Below are 17,893 nucleotides of genomic sequence, written 5' to 3'. Positions count from 1 at the left end.
CCCGTCATCCTACAGGCGGAAGCTGGTCAGCTCGTCGTCGCCGCCGTCGGGCAAAGGTGCGGCCCCGGTGACGTCGTCCACGTCACTCATGTCGTCCCCCTGATCGGCACGGACGTCAATCTGCTGGATCAGGTCGGACCAGGCGACGCCGGGATTTTGCTGCAACACCGCCAGAAGGTTCACGAAGGCCGTGACGGTGTTGCGCGGGGTGCGGAAATAGGCCTCGCCGATCCGTTCGGCGCAATGCGCCATGAAGGCCTCGAGCGCCGCATCCGGGAGCATCCCGTCCTCCTCCTGCATCACCGCGCGGATGTTGTGCAGGAGCACGAAGAGATCCTCGGGCGTCAGGCTGGCAAGCCGCACCACCGGCCCCGAAAGATCGACGAGCCCGTCGCGAGCGAAGGTGTTTTCCGCCAGCCGCGATTGCAGTGCCTCATAGCTGTAAAGCCCGCGCCGCGTGTTCATCAGGAACTCCGGCGTGCCCCCCATCAGGAAGCCGAGGTTCTCAGCGCTGCCCTGCAACACGTCGTTGAGGATCCGCAGGATCTGCTCGTAATTGGCGTTGCGGGCCTGTGCCGAGGTCAGCTTGAACAGGTTCACCATCTCGTCGAGACCGACGAGAAGCCCCTTGTAGCCCGCCGCGCGCACGAAGGCGGACATCAGCTTCAACTGATCGTAGACGCCAGCATCGTCGACGATCGTGCGCACGCCAAGTGCCTTGCGGGCATCCGTGCGCGTGGCGAACTCGCCGCGCAGCCAGCGCAGGGCGGCAGATTTCAGCTCGTCATCGCCGCTCTCGTGGCCTTCCCAATAGCGGCGGATCACTTCGGCAAAGTCAAACCCTCCGGTCAGTTCCTCGAAATGTGCCAGCCTCTCGCGGATGACGGCGCCGGTGGGCATCTCCCGGTCTTCGGCGTCACGATGTGCCTGCGAAACGAAGCGCTCGACAACGCTGGCAAGCGCCCCGCCGTCGGCCTTGGTGCGGGTCGAGAGATTGCGCGCCATCTCGGCGTAAAGCCCCCGCGCCTGGCCGCCGGTGGCGTGCAGGCGGCGATCGGGCGCCAGATCGGCGAACATCACCACCAGCCCCTTTTCCAGCGCAACAAGCCGAATCAGGTTCATGAAGAAGGTCTTGCCCGACCCGTATTCGCCGATCACGAACCGGATCGAGGAACCGCCATCGGCGATCCGCTCCATATCCCTGACCAGTTCCTCGATCTCGCGCACACGCCCGACCTGGATATGGCGCAACCCCTGCTTGGGCACGACGCCCGCGCGCAGGGCCTGAACAATCGCGTCGCGCTCGCGCGGCTTAAGCGTGGACATGGCATCCCTCCTTTGCAAATTCCGCCGTCACTGCCGCGGCGATCTCCGGGGCCACATCGTAGCCGTCATAGTCGTCGAGCAGCGCTTCGTCGTAGATCCCGAAAGCCCATTCGTTGATCGCCTCCAGCGCCCCGGCCGGCAGGAACCCGTGGCGTTTGCAGGCGGCCTCAAAAGCCTCGGCCGTCAGATGTGTCTCTCCGGCAATCTCGCGAACCAGAGCCGTCGTCGCCGCATCCAGCCCCTGCAGTCGCACCGCCCCTTCGGGGTGAACGGGGGCTGTTTCCGGCTCGGCCTCCTCCGCCCCGAAAATCGCGCCGAGGACCGATGACACCCGTGCCGTTTCCGCCCGGGTCGCCGCGATCAGTGCCGGATCAAGTTTGTACGCAAGGCCGCGCACCGCCGTCGGGATCGCCTCCCCCGGAACGTCGGCGGTCGCCGGTTTCACCCGGACCGGATCATCGAGAACATCGCCTGCGTGAATGTCGGAGTAGACGAGCCCCGGATCGAGCCCGAGCGCCTTGTAGAGTTTCTCGATCCTCGCGACCTCTTCGGACTGAATGAGGCCATCGGCATGCGCCGCCGCGACCAGCGCCGCGCGCAAAGCCACATGCACGTCCGGCCCGGTCTCCTTGAGCTTGCGCCGCAAGAGTGCCAGATCGGAGGGCACCGCCAGAAGCCAGTCCATATTGGCCGCAAGACGCAGACGCTCGGCCGCACTGATGTCGGCGGCCCGTTCGATCCGGTCTCGCAGCGCCCGCCGTTCGGCGTCCGAAATCACCCCATCCGCCTGCACGACGAAAACGCCAAGCGCAAGTTCAAGAAGGGCCGCCCGATACGCAGCAGAGACATCCTCGAGATTTTCGATCGGAGCCTCGAGAGCATAGATCACCAGTGGCTCGTCGATCTTGGGCGAGCGCAACGCGAAGCGCGGATCGGGGGCCAGGCCAAACCCGATCCGGGCCAGCGTGTCGGCGGCCCCGGTCAGGAGCGACTTGGTCAGTTTTTCCGGCGGCGTCCCCCCGATCCGGGCGATAACCTCCGCCGCGGGAACGAGCCCCCCTTGGGCGACCTGCGACGCGGCCCAGTCCTTCAACAGATCCAGCGCTTCGGACGGAAAAAGCGGACGCAGCTCCGCCGGAAGCAAGGCCTGCGCCTCGATGCTTCCCCGTCCATCCGGAATGCGCCCCAGATATCGGCTGAAGCGTTCAAGCGCCTCGGTGGCCTCGTCCGCGACTTCCTGCGCGATCTCGAGCGGTTTGCGCAGGCCGGAAATGTCCGGCACCGGCCTGCCGCCGAGGTTCGGCTTCAGATCTGCATGAAACTCCTGCGAGGCCGCCTGATACCGCCCACTCAGCATCTTGCGGGGTTTCGCGACCTTGAGCCCATTCGGAAAGCGCCGTTCGAACCGAAGTCGGAACAGAGCCCGAAATTCTTCCTGACACCGCGTCGCGGGGGTGCGCAGATAGTGCTCTGGATGGCAGATCAGCCAGCTCAGCACCCAATCCCAGCTCAGCGGCTCGTCCTGCGCGATCTTGCTGCCGATCGCAACCTTGAGGCCGAAGGGGACCTCCCACCCGCGGAAGTCGAGAACCGGCTCTGATGCGGCGGGATCCTGCAAATCCAGTTGCGCGATCCCGATGAATTCCCCGAGGTAGCGCCGTGCCGACCCGTTGTCGTGATAGAGCGCCGCAAGCCTCCGGACCTCGTCAAGGATCTTGCGTTTCTCTTTTTCTTCTGGCTGGTCGACGCAAAATCGTCGTTCCAGCCCGTAGAAATAAAGGAACATGTAGCCGGGATTGTAGGTAGCATCACGGCGACCATCGGCGAGCCAATCCAGGTAGGTCGCACGACAGATCGGCGACATATCGGAATAGCTCGGCCAATAGGGCAGCTGCGTCCCTCTCGGATCTCTCTCCACGCTTGCGACCGGCAAGGCCGGGTCGATATAGGGGCGGCTTTTCGTGGAATACCCCTCTCTGTCAATTCGGGGCGGCGGGCCAACATAGACCATCCCGCCAATATGGCGCCCGACGACAACCGCGCTTTCGCCTTTGGGGACCCAGCCCATCACGGCTTTGGCCGGAGCGAGCTGATTTTCCAGCCTCTGCCGGTCTTCCTGCAGCTTTCGAGCTGCCCCGCCCTCCTCCTCCAGCTCTTTCTGACGCGCCATCTTTCTGGCACTCTCGGCAAGCCGATACCTCTCTGCGCGCTCTTGTTGAGCGCGCAGGGCTTCACGATCCCGAAGGCGGCGGTCGCTTTCCGCCATTTCCTGAAGCGGTGGTTCCTTTGGCACCGGCATGGTTGACGGCAAGACAGCGGCTTCCCCCGCGTCGATCTGCGCACAGCTGGTCTGTACAACCTCGGGCGGGACCGGATCCTCCCGCGTGAGCGGGAGGGGCGGCGGCACAGGCGGCCCGGGGCTTCGGTCTGGTGCTGGAAAGGCTACGTCATGACCTAACGGCATAAGGCCATTGGACGCGGAACAGGCATCTGTTTCGGAGATCGCGGCAGGCTCGGCCGCCGGATTGGCTGCGCTCCGCACCACCACTGGCGAAGCCGGGTCTTCAGCAACGGGGCGGTCTTGCCGAACCGCCTCGTTCTCGGTCCGCTTTCGCCCGCCCCGCGCAGACTCAGCTGCGGCATGCGCGACTGAATCGCCCCGCCTGAACAGAGGAGGCGGCGCGGCGTGCGGTCCGGCGGCATGCTCTTGCAGCCGAGCGAACGCTTCCACCGTACCCGGCTCTTCCCGGGAACGAGACCGCTCACGCCGTCGGCTTTCCTGGCCCCAGAGCAAGACCAGGGGAACACCAAACGCAAAAAAAATCTGCCCCATCGCCGGCAGATCTTTCAACACCGTCGCGATCAAGATCACGCAGAGGACAAAGTAAATCGCATAGAAAAGCGTCATGCGAATGAGCTTTACGAGAAACGCAAGCATTTCGGCCCTCAAATACCAGCCTCTATGCCTTGCACCTTGGGCGAAATTTCCAGGGCAAGCAATCTTGGATGTGCGAAACAGACGCCCCGGCCTCTCCCCAATCGCCGGGCAATTTTCCAGGTAATTTAAGCCACTCTCAACCCCAGGTGGTTGGTTTCACCCCGACTTAAAACGACCATCGCGAGCGGCTCTCCGCCGTGGGGCATCGAGACGCGGGTGATTTCAGAAACAATCCATCGACCAATGCCGGCCTTGGCGGAGAGCCGAATTCCCATGCGAACGCGCCTCTTCCGGCAAGACGAGAGGCACCTTGCCCCCGCATGACCTAATTGTCCTGGGCCCCGGTCAGTTCCAGCCACTGCAGCAGCGCCCTGCGGATCATTTCCGGTCGTGTCGGCAGGTCAGGCTCGATCCGACGCCGATCATCAATCGCATCTATGAGTTCGCGGGGCAATCGCAAGTTCACTGCCTCAGAATCGACGCTAGGACGTCCTCGCTTCTTTTCCATCGCCAGTATTTTTCCATCTTGATTTTTGGTTTTTTGAAACCATATAATGCGGACATGGGCAAGGGCTCCTACCCCCTTCCCCACGCCCTAACCCTGAATGATCATTCGGAGATCACCCATGGCTACATTTTTGGCTAGCACGCCTTCGCCAGCGACGGAAGCGTGCGACCGTTTCTCGCACAGCCTCATCTCGCGCGCGTTCACGCAGCTGAACGCGGCCGTGGCATTGTACATCGAGTGCGAGCGCGACCTCGAGCATGCGGATTGCTTCGACCCGGCATTCCTGTCCTGGAGCGCGGACGCGGAGGAGGCCCGGGCTCGGGTGCTGGGCCTCGCCGCGACGATCACGGCACAGCCGGTGATGCGCGCGTCAGACAAGCCGCTCAAGCGCAGCGCCATGCTGACTCGCCTGCTGATCGAGAGCGACAGCGCCGCGACGTTCACCTCCCTCCTCCGTCTTCCCGGCAGCCATCCGGAGCTGTTCTCCTGCTGCGACGCCGGCGCGGTCGGGGCGCGGGTGCGGCAGATGCTGGAGACCCATCAGGCGCAGCTCGAGGCCCTGGCCGACCTCGGCGAGTTCGACGACCTCGGGACGCATTGGCCTGATGATCCCGCTGCCGAGATGCCGGAACCGCTGACCGTCGCCTGCGCGCTCTGATCCGTTTCCCCTGACCGTCCTCAGCCCGCCCGCGCCTTCCGCGCCGGGCTCGGCCCGCTTGCCCAATCGTTTGTCCGCCCCCTTGCGCCCGCGCCTTGCGGGCGCGGCATGGCCCTGCTTTTCCCGGAGTTTTTCGATATGAACACTCATCCGCACGTCTCCCCCGACGCCCCTCACGCCCGCCCCGTCCCGAACGGCATGCCGATCCACGAGCACTGGCACACCGCGGCCGCAGCGAAGGGCTTCGAAATCACCTGCCGGGTCGACGACCGCTATCACCTGATGCTGCGCTGCGAGGCCTGCGGGCAGGAGCATCGCAGCAAGCTCCATGTTCTGATGACGAGCCAGCCACTCTGCCCGCATTGCATGGACGCGCGCTGGCGGGCGGACGCGGAAGCGGCAGGCCTCGTCTGGCTCGGGCGTGACCCAGAGGATCGCCATTACGGCTTTTACCAGGCGCCCTGCGGGCACAGGCTCCGGCGTCAGTTCGAACTGGTCAAGCGGATCGCCGCGGGCACGCGCGCGCATCGCTGCGAACGATGCCAGAACGAGAAGGAAGAGGCCGAGGCGAAGGCACGGGGCTGGTCGCTGATCGGCCCCGCCCCCGCAAAGGGGCCGGGCTACCGGCGCTATCGTCACGACTGCGGCCACGAGCAGACGATCGCACGCGCCAACATGCAGTCCGGGCGCTTCAACTGCGCCAGCTGCGGCGAAGGCTGGTCCACGGCCCCGAGCTTCATCTACTGCATGCGCTTCGCGCTTCCGGGACTGGCACCGCTCGTCAAGCTCGGGTTTTCCCGGAACCCGGACAGCCGACTGCACTGGCAGCTGAAGCGAAGCCCGGATCTTTCCGGACACATCCTCCGCAGCGTCCTGATCCGCAACGGCCACACCGCACAATCCCTAGAGAAGAAGATGCATGCCGCGCTCAGGCGCGACCATCGGGACAGCGTCATCCCGTCAGAGCGGTACCGTCCCTGGCTGCGCGTGAAGTCGGAGATCTACGCGGCAGGGCTGCAGCCCGTGATCCTGAAGCTGCTGGACGACCTCGACACCGGCCTCAGCGCCACCGACTGATCCCGCCCCTGCTCCCCCCTTTTTCCGGAATGAACCGGCGTCAGCCGGTTCCCTTTCCATGCCATGGAGGCAACGACATGCCGAAGATCTCCAACACACATCCCCTTTGGGCGCCCTATGCGCGCAGCCTTCTGCGCCGCCTGCGCCAGGCCGAAGCCGAGAGCAGCTTCGATCCCGATATCGACGCGGAGGGCGAACGGATCAGACCGGTGCTCGGCGGCAAGACACCTTCCGCCGCCGGCCTGCTGGGCGAGATCGAGCACAGCCAGCACCAGGACTCGCGCGATATTGAAGACATGCGGGCCGCCTGTATCGATGGCTATGCCATGGATGATCGCGGCTCGGATCGGCCAAAGGTTGTCATTGCTCCGGACAAAATCCTCATGACGCTGCTTCTGGCGGCGACTTTCGGCAGCCAGGAGCGGTTCGGATCCGCGCTCGATCAACGCGCCTGCACTGTCATCACAGGTTTCGAGCCCATCCAGCTCTCCGGCGCAGCCACCGCGATCGGCCGTCTTTTCCTGCCGGACGGCTGGACATCGCAAACGCGCCCCCCGCGCCACAGGGACTCCGCTGTGCTCCAGCTGCTGCGCCCGACGGAGACCGGCAGCAACAAGATCACCGAGCACGCGATCGCGAAGATCGAACACGAGATCCTCGCAGCTTTGGCGCGGCCGTATCCGCTGATGATCCTGCTTCCTGATACGGCATCGCTTCCGGCCAATCTCCGGCGCGTACTGCCGCCTGCCCTGCAGTTGCCCCCCATTGACCGGGAGATCATGCTCCGGCTGCTCGGGCAAACGCATTCCGCTACCGGTAAGGTTGATCGCACGCTGATCACTCCGCTTTTGCCGGAGAACGACGCCCTCGCGACCATGGATATGCCGAGCCTGATGTCCGCCTTGCGCGAGCCGAACGCGCCTGCTGCCGCCCGCAAGCTGGCGGCGCTTCTGGCGCCGATGGCCAATGCATCTTCCGACATGACGCTCGCCGAGATCGGCGGGGACAGCCCGGCACACCGGGCCGCGGCCGATCTCGTGGCCGACCTGACCGCATGGCGGCAGGGCACCGCCCACTGGAGCGAGCTGTCGCACGCGCTCCTGCTCTCGGGCGAGCCCGGGACCGGCAAGAGCATGCTGGCCCGGGCCATCGCGACGAGTGCCGGCGTGCCCATCGTCGAGGCGTCCTTCGGCATCTGGCAATCGCATGGCCATCTCGGCGACATGCTGCGCGAGATGCGCCTCAGCTTTGCCGAGGCCATCCAGCGGCGTCCCTCGGTGCTCTTCATCGACGAGATCGACGCGGCCGGATCGCGCGACAGCGCGGACCGGCACGCGACCACGTACAGAGCCCAGGTCATCAATCAGTTCCTTGCCGAGATCGATCAGCTCAATCGCGCCGAGGGCGTGCTCCTGGTGGGCGCCACCAACCATCCCGAGGCATTGGACCCCGCAATCCTGCGCCCCGGCCGCTTCGATCTGCACGGCGTGCTCGGCCGGCCGTCCCTGCAGCAGATCCGGCACATGCTGCGGCGTGCGCTCCCGGAGGCCGGCGAGGCCGATCTGCAGGCCCTGGCCCGAGAGGTCGCGGGCGAGACGCCGGCCGCGATCGACGCCCGGCTCCGCGCCGCCCGGTCGGCGGCACGGCGCGCGGCACGGTGCTGCGATGTCGCCTGGATCCGGGCCAGCCTTCCCGCCCGGGATCCGCAGACGCAGGCGCGCGACCACCGCATCGCGCTCCACGAATGCGGCCACGCGATCGCCGCCGCACGGCTGGGCGCCGCCCCCGTTCGCCGCATCCAGCTGTCGGCCGATGGCGGCGCGACCATCCGGCCCCATCTGATCCGGGAAGGCACCGTCGCCGAGTTCGAGGCCGAGATGACAATCCTGCTGTCAGGCCGTGCGGCCGAACGGCTCGTCCTTGGCACCGTCAGCGCGGGGGCGGGCGGCAGCGAGGGCAGCGACCTCCATCTCGCCACCCGGCTGCAGCTGCAGGTCGACCGCGAGGCGGGCCTCGGCGTGAATGGCGGCGCATGGCTCGGCCCCGCGGACATGCGGCGACTCTCGCCGGAAGAGCGCAACCGCGGGCGGGTCAGGCTCGACGTCTTCGAGCGGCGCGCCCGTCAGCTTCTCGAGCCGCAGCGGGACCGCCTGGAGAAGATGGCGGATCATCTTCTGCACCACCGCGAACTGAATGAAGAGGAACTGAAGCCCTGGCTCGCCGACCTTGGCCCCTGATCGCGCGGCCCACACCCCGGCGCCAATCCGGCGCGTCAGGGCCCGGGGATGCCATAAAGGAAAGCGCAAGATGGTTGGCGCGGATGCCGTGCCCCCTGCGACCTGAGCTTTCCGTTTTGCGGGTCGCGAGGCGCGCCAGATCCCGCGCACATCCTTTCCCCTTTCCGCAAGTGACCTGCCCGTGACGCGCCGGGGGTTTCCCGACAGACGCAGATCGCCAGCGCGCAAGAATGCATCTGGAAAAGGCAGAGCGCCGTGCCACCCGGCTTCTTCAGCCCCATACGCCCGCATCACAAAGCCCGCAGATACGACGGGTGAGCGCGCGTGAGATGAAAGGTGCAGAGCTGGAAGGTTGACCTGCACCGGCCCTCAATCGCACCACACCCAGAGGCACCTCCACCGATCTCGGACAGACCGAACCAGCCCGTGGAAAATCCGGATTTTCCGCGGGCTGCGGTCTGTTCCGGACGTTACCGCGCGCAGCGTATCTCTCCCAGCCGTCGCTCCAGGACCACCCAAAGTTTTTCCTGGAGAGAACCCTCCGGAAACTGGACGAGGTTATCCACATGTTCGGGGCGTCTCTCTGAAATATCGCCTTATCAGTCGGTTACCCGGAATTATGCTGAGAGCATGACCCGCCTCCCCGACACGGTACATCTCTTCATGCTCCTTGCGACACGCACAACTCGAAATCAGCGCCGACCACGAAACGGGCCCTCCCCCCTTAGGTTCTAACGCGCGCGTCGCCCCGGACGCTCGATAAAGAAACGCTCCACGCCCTCCCGCCCCGAACGCAGGTGTTCTGCGACAGGAGAAGATCATCCAAATGACCGCCAAAGGTAATTCCGATGCCCACCAGCGCCGCACGATCATTGCAAAGGTTCGACTGAGCGCGGCCGAAGCCCGTGAGATCGATCAGCGGGCCCAAGCGACAGGGAGCGGAAAGCGGGCAGATTATCTGCGCAGCTCCGCTCTTCAGGGCGGTGGCCATGACGCACTCGCCGGAATGATCGGCCAAGTGGGGCTGAGCCTCAATCAACTGGAGCACGCGCCCGCGCGGAGCATCGGGCGCATCTCCCGGCAGCTCGACGAGATCATCGCCCTGTTGCGCGGAAAGAGCATGTGATGCGCGCCCATACAGTCGTACACACTGACTCGAAGTTCATCGAAAATTATGACCTGCGCGATGGCGCGGAGTTGATCGGCGGCACGGTTCCCGGCCTTGGCCGCCATGATCGGCGCAACCGGTTCGATCGACTCTCGAATGGCGTCGGCTTCTTGCATATCACATTGTCCCTGCCCGAAGGCATCCAGGCAAGCCGCGCGCAATGGCTGATGGTTGCGGCGTTCCAGCTGCAGCTGATGGGGATCGATCCGACCAGAACGGGGTGGATCGCGGTGCGTCACACCGACAGCCGCTGTGATCACATCCACATCGCCCTGTCACGTCGAGCGTTCAACGGAGTGATCGTCTCTCCACGCCTGTCTGCCCTGCAAACCGAGCGCAATCACGTCAGGATGGCCACTCGTCTCGGCCTCGATCGGCCGGTCTATTTTGATCCCGCAGTTCCCACCCTCGCACCGCCGGTTCCGGCACGGCGACTGCGCGATCCACGCGCGGCGAAACTGGCCACCGATCTGGGGCAGGCCATTCGTCGGCATTGGCCATGCAACCTCGATGAACTCGATGCCTGCCTCGCGCATTGTGAGCCTCCGGTTCTGCGCCACGTCAGTCAGAACCGCCATGGCCGCGCATCATGGAGCTTTGAGCAGGGCGGTTTCACCTGGCGTGGCGGGGCGCTCGGCCCCGCGTTCGAGCCACGCCACATCAGGGCCCGGCTCGCGCTTTGCAAGGCCCTGGATCGCACGCGCCTCGCTCTGGACCTCGCGCAGCTCTTGTCTGCCGTCGCTCCGTATTCTGCAAAACTCAAGGGACTCTCAGATGCGCATCACCACCGAAACGCTGATCTTGCCCAAGGAAGCCGAGATCCTGCTGTCAGCGCTGCAACTGATGGATGGGAAAGTGGACCGGCTCCTGCCGCTCCTCGCTCTCCTGCAGACCGAAACCGGGGAACGGTCGGAACTGGGCGAGGCGCTCCTCAATGCGCTGCGTCTGATCCAGAGGGAGCTCAACGCATTCCAGATCCTGCGTCAGGATCTGGAGAAGCGCATGGCTTCCCTGACCGGAGCACTGACCGCGCTCGAGGCCGAAAACCGCAAGACCGCGGAGATGATCGGCGAGATGCACGGCCTTCTGATGGCGCCCGCAGAAGACTGAGCTGGGGCCATTGGCTCGGGCACCTGCTGCGACAACTGAGGCGCGACTTCAGCGGCTGGCACTGGCACCGCGTTTCCGGGCAGAGGATCCGGGTGTGCTTTGGAGACCGCAGTGAAGTGCTCTGCGCGCCGGGTGAGATCACGCAGAACATCCCGGGAAACGACGCGCAAGCATTCCGGAAATCGGTTTCGCCCGGGGCTCTCGAGAACACCCCCTTCCCGGAAACACCCGCGCCGGGCCCGTGAACGCCCCCGAACCAGAGCTTTCCCGCCTCGAGAGATGAGCATTGATCCGCGCATAACCTGGCCCTCGGCCTGCAGCTGCGAGAGCGATCTCGCCCGGCTTCAGGCGGCACTGCAGGTCGTGGCCCGTCTGTTGCTCGATGATCCGGTCTATGTACCGCTTTTCGAAAGGCTGGAGGAAGACATCCGTCAGGAGGAGGAGCGCCAGTCCAACGGGCCGCAAGCCCGGGCTCGCGCGTTGCTCGCCCGAACCGAGGTGGATCTCAAAACGAGATAGGCGCGAGACGGTTGGCCACATCGGCCATGGAGCCGCCCTGACCATAGCGCACCCGACCAAGCGCATGCCCCATGAGATCGCGCCGGATACGCTCGTCAATGTGCGCCGCGAGCATGCGATCCTCGAATGCGTGCCGCAACCCGTACATCGTATGACCGTCCGTCTCTTTCAGGTCATTGTTGCGCAGGAACTTGTTGACCGTTGCGCTCAGCGTCGCGGAATTCGTTCGATACCGATCAAACCCTCCCGGGAAAGCCCTGAGGGCCTCAAGAGACACCCCGAGAAGCGGGATCCTGCGCTCGGCATTCGCGCTCTTGAGCTGTCGGTTCTCCCCTTCGATCGTGATATAGGGTGTCGTTGCATGAAGGTGGATCGTCTGCGCACTCAAGGCTGCCAGCTCACTCGGCCTCGCGCCCGTATTGATCATCACCAGGAAGATCGCCCGTGCCTGATCATTGAGCCCGTCGAGCGCGCCCGGTGCCAGAAGGTGATCGCGGATCCACGCGGATGAAAACGGCAGGCGGGGGCGCGCCTTGCCTTCCTTGAGCGACAGGTCGCTGAGCGGCAAGACCAGCCCGAGACGCTTCATCTTGTTGACCGTCTTCAGGACATCGCCCAGATGGATGAGATCCTTGTTCGCGGAATTGGCGCTGAGCCCTTCGTCGTCGATCCGGTCGAGCCACCAAGCGCGAAAAGCCAGCATGTCATCCCCCGAAATCGCCGGGATGGGCTTGTCTCCGATGAGCGTGATGAGGTTCCGCACGGCCTTGATCCGCGGGTTGCGCCAACGACGAAGTTGATCCGGGGACTTGTCGGTGACCCGGTCGCGGGTGAAGCCCCAGTAGAGGTCAAGCGCGCGTGACACGGTGATCTCCGGAACCGAGACCGCCCCGAGGATCGCGGCGGCTTCCTGGCGGTTCGGGACCTGCCCATGGGCAGGGATGGCCTCGATCCGCTCGAGAAGCTCCTCGCGCGGCAGGCGCGTCACATCCTTGAGCGGCAGCCATGAGAACCCGCGTTTGGCGGCCAGATCCTGCGCGGCCTGAAATCGCCTCTCTGCATCCTCCGATGCCCCGGCCAGGCGTGCCTCCCAAGCCTCGATCTGCGCCCGCCAGATCGCGGGAGCCTTGGCCTCGGCCTCGGCTCTCGAATCCGTGTGAAGGCTCAGCCAGATCTCCCTGCGCGGCTCGACTTCGCCGTAGCGGACCGGCACACGCTTGCGCAAATTCCACGTCGCCCCGCGCAACATGACTGCCATGTGCTACCCCCGCCGAAAACCTCGTGTCAGAGCAAAATGTGGGGCAAGTTGTGTAGCAAAACAAGGCGCCAGGCACGTACCCTCAAGACCGCACCAATCTAACACGTTGTATTTACACGGAAAATAGTCACACCCAGCAGCGGGAGGTGGCGGACGGGATGGGATTCGAACCCACGAGACGGTTCCCCGCCTACACACTTTCCAGGCGTGCGCCTTCGACCACTCGGCCACCCGTCCGGGGCCGTGTCTAGCCGCAAAGCCGGGGGCGATGCAAGAGGCTCCGTCAACTTGCGAAACCGCAGCTGCGCGCAGGCTCCGTACCCCGCTTTCGCCCGGCCCGACCTTGCCTCGCCCCGGGGCTGTGCCTAGGCTGGTCTCGCCCCATTCCCGAAAGCGTGCGAAGGAAATCCCATGCAGCTGCCCGTCGAACCCGGCCAGACCGTCCGCAGCGAGAAGATGCGCGACGCCTGGCGGCTGTCGAACATGCTGCTCGGCATCATCGCCTTTGCGCTCGTGCTGTTCTTGCTGGTGCAGGCGCGCTTCGTGCTGATCTCGCTCGCCATCGCGATCATCCTGTTTTCGCTGACCTCCGAGGCGATCGCGGCGATCGGGCGGGTGCGGATCGGGCCGCTGCGGGTGCCGAGCTGGCTCGCCTCGATCGTCGCTCTCGCCCTCATCGCCTCGGGGCTGCTCACCGCCACCGCGGTGCTGCTCGCCCAGGCGAACGAGGTGGTGACGATGGCGGTCGCCTATGCCGGCCCCGCGCAACGCGCGCTCGCCAGCCTGTTTGGCTGGATGGGGGCGGATGTCGAACAGGCGGTGCTCGAATCGATCCAGAAGATCGAGATCGCGGGATATCTCAGCGCGCTTGCCGGGCAGGCCTCGAACCTGCTCTCGGCGGCGGTGCTGGTGATCCTGTTCGTGGGCTTCCTCTTCGCCGAGCGGATCTGGTTTCCGGCGAAACTCGAGAACCTGATGGGCACCCCGGAAAGCGCCCGCAACGTCGAGCGCACGGTGGCGCGGATCATGCGGCGGGTGAACCACTATCTGCTGGTCAAGGCCGCGGTCTCGGCGATCACCGGCGCGGCGGTCTGGGGGGTGTTCACCATCGGCGGCTATGAACTTGCGCTGCCGGTCGCGGTGCTGACCTTCGCGCTGAACTTCATCCCCTCGATCGGCTCGATCATCGCCACGGTGATCGCCGGGCTCGCGGCCTATATCCTGAGCCAGGACACGGCGGCGGCGCTGACCGTCTTTGCCGTCTGCGGCGGGCTGCAATTCGTCATCGGCAACATCATCGACCCGATGCTGATGGGCCACGCGTTGCGGCTGTCGAGCTTCGGCATCATCATCTCGCTCGCCTTCTGGGGCGCTGTCTGGGGCCTGCCGGGGATGTTCCTTGCGGTGCCGATCATGGTCGCGCTGATGATCGTCTGCGCGCAGTCGCAGACGCTGCGCCCGCTCGCCGTGATCCTGTCACGCGAGGGGCGGCCGGACGGCGAGACCTGAGCCCGCCGCCCGCTGTCCCTTAACGGTTGTCGCCTTCTTCGGCGCCGTCATTGTCCGACAGCGTCACCGCGTCGCGCCCCGCATCGAGCGGATCGGTCGGCGGTGCCACCGGCCGCGCCGGCTCCTCGGGCAGGACGCCATGCGGCACGGTCGCTCCGGCGCCAGCCACCGGCACCGCAGCCGTGCCCCCCTGCCCCGCCTGCACCAGCGCCTCGGGATTGCGCAGCCAGATATCGCGCTGCGCGAAGGGAATCTCGATTCCTTCCTCGACGAAGCGGGCGTTGATCTGGTGGTTGATCTCGGAGCGCACGCGGACGGTGAAGTTCACGTCCGACAGGATCGCGCGGATCTCGAAGTTCAGGCTGTCGGCGCCGAATTCGGTGAACAGCACGAAGGGCTCGGGGTTCATCATCACCAGCGGATGCGCCTCGGCGATCTCCTGCAGGATGCGCGCCACCTTGCGGGTGTCGGTGCCATAGGCCACGCCCACCGGCACGATCAGCCGCCCGGTCTTGTTCGCCCGCGTCCAGTTCGTCACCTGGCCGCTGATCAGATCGGCGTTCGGCACGATCACCTCGGAACGGTCGAAGGTCTCGATCCGGGTCGAGCGCACGGTGATCGCCTTGACGATGCCCTGCTGCGAGCCGACCTGGATCCAGTCGCCCTCGGAGATCGGGCGCTCGATCAGCAGGATGATGCCCGAGACGAAGTTCTGCACGATGGTCTGCAGGCCGAAGCCGACGCCGACCGAGAGTGCACCGGCGACGATGGCGAGCGAGCTGAGGTCGATCCCCGCCGCCGAGATCGCGAGCACCGCCGACAGGAAGATGCCGATGTAGCCGATGCCCGAGACGATCGCGTTCTGGCCACCGCGGTCGAGAGAGGTCTTCGGCAGGATCGAGCTTTTCAGCGCCCCCTGCACCAGTCGCGTGACGGTATAACCGATGGCGAAGACCACCACGAGGGTCAGGAAGATGGTGGGCGAGATCTTCACCCCGCCAAGGTCGAAGCCGTTGCGGAACTGCGTCCACAGCTCCATCAGGTCCTCGCGCCGCGCGCCCCAGATCAGCGCGAAGAGCGGCAGAGCGGCGATCGTCAGCACGAAGCCCGCCAGCACCGGCACCAGCGCCTCGCGCCGGCGCTCTTCCGAGCGGGTGATGACCACCCAGAACTCGGCCACGAAGCCCTGCAGCACGGCGACGATGCCGATCAGGCCAAGCGAGGTGATCGCCGGCCAGATCAGCGCATTGGCGGCACTGACATAGCCGATCAGGCCAAGCACCGGCCCGACGAGGCCGAGCAGGATCAGCACGTTGGCAATCCAGCGCATCAGGTTCAGCCGGAAGGCCGCATCGTCGTCCTGCGCCTGCATGATCTTCAGCTGCCGGCGCACGAGCTGGCCGACGCGGAACAGCATCAGCCCGGCAAAGACCTGCAGCGGCGCCTGCAGCACCGAGATCGCGGCATCGGCGCGCGCGGCCACCGCCTGCGCCTTGTCCGAGGCAAGCGTGCCCGCGCCACCCAGGAAATCCTCGGCCCGCGGCGTGATCCAGTTGATCACCAGATATTCCAGCCCGACGGCGACGCCCATCATCACGACGTGGAAGCGGCCCTCGGCGCGGCCCTCCTCGGCCAGGCCGAGCGCACTTTCCGCTCCGGGCTGGCCCGGGAAGACGCGGCTGCCCAGCCACCAGGCGGCAACGATGAGCAGCAGCACCACCGGCAGCTCGCGGAACAGCTCCATCAGGATCGGCCCGAAGAGCGAGCTGAGCTGCAGCGCGGTGACCAGCAGCACCGCCCCGATGAAGGGCAGGAGCACCTGGCCCAGCGAGACGAAGCCCGAGATCAGGTTGCGTCCGCGCATCGCGGTCTTGCCCAGCAGCCAACGGGTCATGCCGAGCATCCAGCGGCTGCCGCGCAGCATCAGGATGCCCGAGACGATCACCAGCACCGCGATCAGCGGCGCGCTGTTGCGCAGCGTGTCGTAATTCGTGGGCTGGGTGAAGCGCCACACCGTCTCGTCGTAGATCCACGCGCCCATCCAGCGGAAAAGCGACAGCCCGTCCGTCCAGTTCACCGGGTTCAGCGCCGAGGGCGACAGCCGCAAGAGCTTGACCGCCTGACGCTCGCGCACCAGCTTGTCGATGGTGCGGATGATGCTGTCGGCGCGGGTCGCCGCCTCGCCCGCGGTGATGCCCGGGGCCTGCAGCTTGGTCAGCGTGTCGGCCAGCTCGGCGCGGCGCTTGGCGATCGCGGGGTCTTCGGTCTGGCCCTCGGCCGGCGGATCGCCAAGCGCGGCGATCTGGCTTTTCACCGTGGCGATCTGGTCGGCGTTGACGCCCTGCGCATCGGTGAAGGTGGTGCGCCACTTCACCATCTCGGCGCGCAGGTCGGACAGCTTGGTGTCCGAGATCTTCGCCTCGGACACCGTTTCCTCGGCGGTGGTCGCCGTCTTGTTCCAGCTCTTGTAATCGGGGGCGTCGGGCTCCTGCGCGGCCAGCGGCAGCGCAATCAGCATCGCCACGAGCCAGAGGCGCAGGACGCGGAGGATCATCCCTCGAACACCTCCGGCACGGCGCGGCCCGGTCCGTCGAGCCAGGCCGGCACCGGCAGCCCCTTCGCCTTCAGGAAGGCAGGGTTGAACAGCTTCGACTGGTAGCGGTTGCCATAGTCGCACAGGATGGTGACGATGGTGTGCCCCGGCCCCATCTCGCGCGCCATGTGGATCGCGCCCGCGACGTTGATCCCCGACGAGCCGCCGACGCACAGCCCCTCTTCCGAGAGCAGGTCGAAGACCACGGGCAGCGCCTCGTCATCATGGATGTTGAAGCTCATGTCGGGGGTGAAGCCCTCGAGGTTCTTGGTGATCCGCGCCTGACCGATGCCTTCGGTGATCGACGATCCCTCGGCCTTCAGCACGCCGGTGGTGTAGAAGCTGTGCAGCGACGCCCCGTCCGGGTCGGCCAGGGCGATCTTCACCCCCTTCGGCTGCAGCGCCATGCCGGTGCCGGCGAAGGTGCCGCCCGAGCCCACCGAGGCGACGAAACCGTGCACCTGGCCCTGGGTCTGGGTCCAGATCTCGGGGCCGGTGGTCTCGATATGCGCCTGCCGGTTCGCCACGTTGTCGAACTGGTTCGCCCAGATCACCCCGTTCGGGTCGGTCTTGGCGAGTTCCCTCGCCAGCCGCTCGGAATAGCGCACGAAGTTGTTCGGGTTCGAATAGGGCGCCGCCGGCACCTGGACAAGCTCGGCGCCCGCAAGGCGCAGCATGTCCTTCTTTTCCTGGCTCTGGGTTTCCGGGATCACGATCACCGTGCGGAAGCCCATCGAGGCGCCGACCAGCGCAAGCCCGATGCCGGTGTTGCCGGCCGTGCCCTCGACGATCGTACCGCCGGGCTTCAGCTGCCCCTTGGCAATCGCGTCCTGAATGATGAACAGCGCGGCGCGGTCCTTGACCGACTGGCCCGGGTTCATGAACTCGGCCTTGGCGAGGATGTCGCAGCCGGTGATCTCCGACGCCTTCCGAAGCCGGATCAGCGGCGTGTTGCCCACGGCCGCGGCCAGATCCTTGCAGATGGTCATGCC

Annotated in this window: 13 protein-coding genes, 1 tRNA gene and 1 pseudogene; 7 read left to right on the top strand and 8 right to left on the bottom strand. The window is 65.8% G+C overall.

The window, feature by feature from the left end; genetic code table 11:
* Positions 1-9 precede the first annotated feature (9 nt).
* From AC0QTQ_RS07045 to AC0QTQ_RS07035, 3 genes are all read right to left on the bottom strand, one after another.
* Positions 10-1,326, bottom strand: a complete 1,317-nt coding sequence (locus tag AC0QTQ_RS07045) for an ATP-binding protein (RefSeq protein ID WP_480258865.1) — start codon at positions 1,324-1,326, stop codon at positions 10-12.
* The gene (locus AC0QTQ_RS07040; protein WP_480258864.1) at positions 1,313-4,234 is read right to left on the bottom strand and encodes a tellurite resistance TerB family protein; all 2,922 of its coding nucleotides are present in this window, start codon (positions 4,232-4,234) and stop codon (positions 1,313-1,315) included. Before AC0QTQ_RS07040 ends, AC0QTQ_RS07045 begins: the two co-directional genes overlap by 14 nt.
* A gap of 355 nt (positions 4,235-4,589) precedes the next feature.
* A complete protein-coding gene (locus tag AC0QTQ_RS07035; RefSeq protein ID WP_480258863.1) occupies positions 4,590-4,772 on the bottom strand; it encodes a ribbon-helix-helix protein, CopG family in 183 nt (60 codons plus the stop codon).
* Between the two features lie 118 nt (positions 4,773-4,890).
* Here AC0QTQ_RS07035 and AC0QTQ_RS07030 point away from each other — a divergent pair, with 118 nt between their 5' ends.
* The 5 genes and pseudogenes from AC0QTQ_RS07030 to AC0QTQ_RS07010 form a co-directional block, all read left to right on the top strand.
* Positions 4,891-5,430 (top strand): hypothetical protein, encoded by a 540-nt coding sequence (locus AC0QTQ_RS07030; protein ID WP_480258862.1) that lies wholly within the window; start codon positions 4,891-4,893, stop codon positions 5,428-5,430.
* A 108-nt stretch (positions 5,431-5,538) separates the two neighbouring features.
* A complete protein-coding gene (locus tag AC0QTQ_RS07025) occupies positions 5,539-6,507 on the top strand; it encodes a GIY-YIG nuclease family protein (RefSeq protein WP_480258861.1) in 969 nt (322 codons plus the stop codon).
* 77 nt (positions 6,508-6,584) lie between these two features.
* On the top strand, positions 6,585-8,744 hold the full coding sequence (locus tag AC0QTQ_RS07020) for an AAA family ATPase (RefSeq protein ID WP_480258860.1): 2,160 nt from the start codon (positions 6,585-6,587) through the stop codon (positions 8,742-8,744).
* 826 nt (positions 8,745-9,570) lie between these two features.
* Positions 9,571-9,870, top strand: a complete 300-nt coding sequence (locus AC0QTQ_RS07015; RefSeq protein WP_480258859.1) for a plasmid mobilization protein — start codon at positions 9,571-9,573, stop codon at positions 9,868-9,870.
* Positions 9,870-10,169: pseudogene (locus tag AC0QTQ_RS07010) on the top strand (hypothetical protein); the annotation flags it as partial. The gene AC0QTQ_RS07015 and the pseudogene AC0QTQ_RS07010, both read left to right, overlap by 1 nt.
* Before the next feature lie 18 nt (positions 10,170-10,187).
* Here AC0QTQ_RS07010 and AC0QTQ_RS07005 read toward each other — a convergent pair.
* The gene (locus tag AC0QTQ_RS07005) at positions 10,188-10,490 is read right to left on the bottom strand and encodes a hypothetical protein (RefSeq protein WP_480259257.1); all 303 of its coding nucleotides are present in this window, start codon (positions 10,488-10,490) and stop codon (positions 10,188-10,190) included.
* Between the two features lie 196 nt (positions 10,491-10,686).
* Here AC0QTQ_RS07005 and AC0QTQ_RS07000 point away from each other — a divergent pair, with 196 nt between their 5' ends.
* Positions 10,687-11,022, top strand: coding sequence for a hypothetical protein (locus AC0QTQ_RS07000; RefSeq protein ID WP_480259256.1), 336 nt, complete (start codon positions 10,687-10,689; stop codon positions 11,020-11,022).
* Positions 11,023-11,527: 505 nt separating this feature from the next.
* Here AC0QTQ_RS07000 and AC0QTQ_RS06995 read toward each other — a convergent pair.
* Together AC0QTQ_RS06995 and AC0QTQ_RS06990 are read right to left on the bottom strand one after the other, a co-directional pair.
* Positions 11,528-12,799, bottom strand: coding sequence for a DUF6538 domain-containing protein (locus tag AC0QTQ_RS06995; protein ID WP_480258858.1), 1,272 nt, complete (start codon positions 12,797-12,799; stop codon positions 11,528-11,530).
* A gap of 147 nt (positions 12,800-12,946) precedes the next feature.
* Positions 12,947-13,036 (bottom strand) — tRNA-Ser (locus tag AC0QTQ_RS06990).
* A gap of 174 nt (positions 13,037-13,210) precedes the next feature.
* Here AC0QTQ_RS06990 and AC0QTQ_RS06985 point away from each other — a divergent pair.
* On the top strand, positions 13,211-14,308 hold the full coding sequence (locus AC0QTQ_RS06985; RefSeq protein WP_480258857.1) for an AI-2E family transporter: 1,098 nt from the start codon (positions 13,211-13,213) through the stop codon (positions 14,306-14,308).
* Between the two features lie 19 nt (positions 14,309-14,327).
* On the opposite strand, the gene AC0QTQ_RS06980 is transcribed toward AC0QTQ_RS06985, so the two are convergent.
* Positions 14,328-16,862 (bottom strand): DUF3772 domain-containing protein, encoded by a 2,535-nt coding sequence (locus AC0QTQ_RS06980; protein WP_480258856.1) that lies wholly within the window; start codon positions 16,860-16,862, stop codon positions 14,328-14,330.
* Positions 16,859-17,890, bottom strand: a complete 1,032-nt coding sequence (locus AC0QTQ_RS06975; RefSeq protein ID WP_480258855.1) for a cysteine synthase A — start codon at positions 17,888-17,890, stop codon at positions 16,859-16,861. The genes AC0QTQ_RS06980 and AC0QTQ_RS06975 overlap by 4 nt, the downstream gene beginning before the upstream one ends.
* Positions 17,891-17,893: the final 3 nt, after the last annotated feature.

The sequence above is a fragment of the Paenirhodobacter sp. YD-8 genome (genome assembly GCF_056590935.1).
The sequence above is the reverse complement of the archived record's forward strand: the minus strand, read 5'-3'. Positions and strand labels throughout refer to the sequence as shown.

Excerpts from the sequence above, each read along its gene's own strand:
- AC0QTQ_RS07020 (WP_480258860.1), top strand. The coding sequence starts at position 6,585 with ATGCCGAAGATCTCCAACACACATCCCCTTTGGGCGCCCTATGCGCGC.
- AC0QTQ_RS07040 (WP_480258864.1), bottom strand. The coding sequence starts at position 4,234 with ATGACGCTTTTCTATGCGATTTACTTTGTCCTCTGCGTGATCTTGATC.
- AC0QTQ_RS06980 (WP_480258856.1), bottom strand. The coding sequence starts at position 16,862 with ATGATCCTCCGCGTCCTGCGCCTCTGGCTCGTGGCGATGCTGATTGCG.
- AC0QTQ_RS07045 (WP_480258865.1), bottom strand. The coding sequence starts at position 1,326 with ATGTCCACGCTTAAGCCGCGCGAGCGCGACGCGATTGTTCAGGCCCTG.
- AC0QTQ_RS06975 (WP_480258855.1), bottom strand. The coding sequence starts at position 17,890 with ATGACCATCTGCAAGGATCTGGCCGCGGCCGTGGGCAACACGCCGCTG.
- AC0QTQ_RS07030 (WP_480258862.1), top strand. The coding sequence starts at position 4,891 with ATGGCTACATTTTTGGCTAGCACGCCTTCGCCAGCGACGGAAGCGTGC.
- AC0QTQ_RS06995 (WP_480258858.1), bottom strand. The coding sequence starts at position 12,799 with ATGGCAGTCATGTTGCGCGGGGCGACGTGGAATTTGCGCAAGCGTGTG.
- AC0QTQ_RS07015 (WP_480258859.1), top strand. The coding sequence starts at position 9,571 with ATGACCGCCAAAGGTAATTCCGATGCCCACCAGCGCCGCACGATCATT.
- AC0QTQ_RS07005 (WP_480259257.1), bottom strand. The coding sequence starts at position 10,490 with ATGGCGGTTCTGACTGACGTGGCGCAGAACCGGAGGCTCACAATGCGC.
- AC0QTQ_RS06985 (WP_480258857.1), top strand. The coding sequence starts at position 13,211 with ATGCAGCTGCCCGTCGAACCCGGCCAGACCGTCCGCAGCGAGAAGATG.
- AC0QTQ_RS07035 (WP_480258863.1), bottom strand. The coding sequence starts at position 4,772 with ATGGAAAAGAAGCGAGGACGTCCTAGCGTCGATTCTGAGGCAGTGAAC.
- AC0QTQ_RS07025 (WP_480258861.1), top strand. The coding sequence starts at position 5,539 with ATGGCCCTGCTTTTCCCGGAGTTTTTCGATATGAACACTCATCCGCAC.
- AC0QTQ_RS07000 (WP_480259256.1), top strand. The coding sequence starts at position 10,687 with ATGCGCATCACCACCGAAACGCTGATCTTGCCCAAGGAAGCCGAGATC.